We start from the raw sequence: 2,145 nt of genomic DNA, 5'->3' as shown, positions 1-2,145 counted from the left end.
CCTGGTTTTAACTGCAGCCCAGCCGTCATTGCCAATAAATTTTCAATCGTAATCTTTTTCGCACCCGGTATTGCCGGATAGAACCGCGCTAAGCGCTCATGCAAGCTCAGCTTGCCCTCCTGCACTAGCTTCATGACCATGGCGGCGGTCATTGACTTTTGGACGGAATTAATTAAATAACTAGTGTCAGTAGTATTATTGCTAGCATAATCAAGCAAAACTTTGCCTTTGCTAATAACTAAAACTGAACCCTTGATCCCTAAGGCATCAATTCGCTGGCGCACTATTTTACTTTTAAACGATTGTTTTGCGGCTTTTGCTTAGCTGCGACTTCATAGCGGGCTTTTTGCCACTTCTTGGTATAGAAGTAGTTATGGATGTTGTAGTTGTAGCGGTTATCGGGCTGGGCCATGAACGGCTTAACCGCCTGGTCGACTGCCACCCAGCCGCGCCAGCCCAAGTGAATCGTATCTTCCATGAAGTACTGCTCGCCGCCCCGCTTTGACAAGTCGGTAACCTGGTCAAAGCCTTGGCTGCGCAGCTGGTACTTAATTTTAGCGACTGCCTGCTGGTACATCGTCTGCGATAAGCCGGTATAATCCGCCCACTTTTGGTTAATTGGCGGAATGATGAACAAGACATTGGTGTGCTGCTTGGCAAACTGGTGCAACATCAGCTCAAAATCGCTGTATTCGACCGACCTGGTATAATCAAAGTTTTTCTGACTGTCCTTTAATTTAGCCAGATTACGCTTATTCAGCCGCATCTTAAAGAAACGGTTGTTAATCCCAAACTCATTGGAATTAGTATGAATTGCCGCTTGCTGGCTGGCAACTCGGTCCAGTGCCTTGGCCGAGTCAGTTGCTGGCAGCAGCTTGGCCTGACCATTTATTTTGGGCAGGCGGTCGCGCAATTGGAAGGTACTGAAAAACTTGTCCTCATTATTAAGCATGCGCCGCTGATTTTCGAGGTAGAAACGCTGCACGCTTGACAAGGGCTGGCCGCTGGCTGCTTTTTTCATACCGGCTTTGACCATGCCCTTGACTTCCGGCATTGCCAAGAAGCGCTGGGCAGCGTAGCGGCTGGCGCGGCTGCTTTTCTTGAGATCTAACAAGAAGTTGCAGGCCTGCAGCGGTGAATAATACAGTGCAAACGCATCCGGGTTTTGCCCCATTTTCGTAAACCATTGCGGTGACACAATCACGACGGCTTTTTTATTTTTTAGCTGCTTGGCCGTTCCCTGCATGCCCAAAAATTGGGCTAGCGACTGGCTGCCCGGCCCGCCTAGTAAAAACGGCCGGTAATTGCGGTGATATTTTTGGGCCAACACGCTGGGGTGCAGCGGATCAAGCCGGGACAACTCGCTAGAGCCGTAAAAGGGCACGTAGTCGTCCTTAAAGGCATCCTGCTTCATCAAGGAACCCTTAAAAACCGTGGTCGTCTGCGAATTGGCCGCCTGATAAATAGCGTCCTGCGAAAAGGTCCGCTCCCAAGGCAACAAAAAAATCACCAGCAATAAGATAAAAGCGCAAAGAACTGGGCCAAAAATTTGCCACAGCCGGCGTTTGTTACTCATTTTTTAAACTTTCCACCTTTGCCACAATCTTGCTGGGCGTATTCCATTCGTTCCGGTCAAATTCGGAAACCGGCACATCGATCGCAAATTTTTCCTGCAGGTTCAATAACATCTGCACGCTGGCCATGGAGTCCATTAGCCCGTTGGCAAAAATATCTTCATCCATCTTGCCGGCTAAGTCTTCTCCAGTTAAATCTTGTAAAATTGCTAAAACTTCTTCTTTAATATCCATGATTAAACCTCTTAAATAATTCTATTGCCTGTTTAAGCTACTTCCAGCCAAACCAGAGCTGGCTGAGAAAACCTGAAAAAATCAGGAAGCTGAAACAAACGACGTTAAAGGTGACGAAAATTGCCAGCCACTTGGTGTACTTGTTAGCCGGCAGCTTGTCCTTATGCTTCTTTTTAAACCTGAGCCAGCAGTCATTAATAATGATGGCGCAGGCATGGAACAAGCCGTAAACAATGTAATACCAGCTTAGCCCGTGCCAAAAGCCCATCACTAAAAACAAGAGCAGGTAGGCCGCCTGCGACAGGCGCACCGGGTTTTTAAACAGCTTTTTCTTCAT

The 2,145-nt window shown here is 47.8% G+C and carries 3 protein-coding genes and 1 pseudogene; all 4 read right to left on the bottom strand.

Going from position 1 to position 2,145, the window contains the following annotated elements:
- Window positions 1-284, bottom strand: a 284-nt coding sequence (locus J3U69_RS10345; protein WP_267414004.1) for a serine hydrolase domain-containing protein, incomplete at its 3' end; no start/stop codon positions are given.
- Complete coding sequence (gene dltD / locus J3U69_RS10340) at window positions 284-1,576, bottom strand: D-alanyl-lipoteichoic acid biosynthesis protein DltD (protein ID WP_220232518.1); 1,293 nt, start codon at window positions 1,574-1,576, stop codon at window positions 284-286. The genes J3U69_RS10345 and dltD, both read right to left, overlap by 1 nt.
- Complete coding sequence (gene dltC / locus J3U69_RS10335) at window positions 1,569-1,808, bottom strand: D-alanine--poly(phosphoribitol) ligase subunit DltC (protein WP_103752597.1); 240 nt, start codon at window positions 1,806-1,808, stop codon at window positions 1,569-1,571. The genes dltD and dltC overlap by 8 nt, the downstream gene beginning before the upstream one ends.
- A 37-nt stretch (window positions 1,809-1,845) precedes the next feature.
- Window positions 1,846-2,145: pseudogene (locus J3U69_RS10330) on the bottom strand (D-alanyl-lipoteichoic acid biosynthesis protein DltB); the annotation flags it as partial.

This window comes from Lactobacillus sp. B4026 (genome assembly GCF_026535825.1).
In the GTDB taxonomy this organism is placed as follows: domain Bacteria; phylum Bacillota; class Bacilli; order Lactobacillales; family Lactobacillaceae; genus Lactobacillus; species Lactobacillus panisapium.
Note: the sequence above shows the minus strand (reverse complement) of the source record. Positions and strands in the feature narration are given on the sequence as shown.

Bases quoted from the DNA above. Each gene is read 5' to 3' on its own strand.
- dltD (WP_220232518.1), bottom strand. From the start codon at position 1,576: ATGAGTAACAAACGCCGGCTGTGGCAAATTTTTGGCCCAGTTCTTTGC.
- dltC (WP_103752597.1), bottom strand. From the start codon at position 1,808: ATGGATATTAAAGAAGAAGTTTTAGCAATTTTACAAGATTTAACTGGA.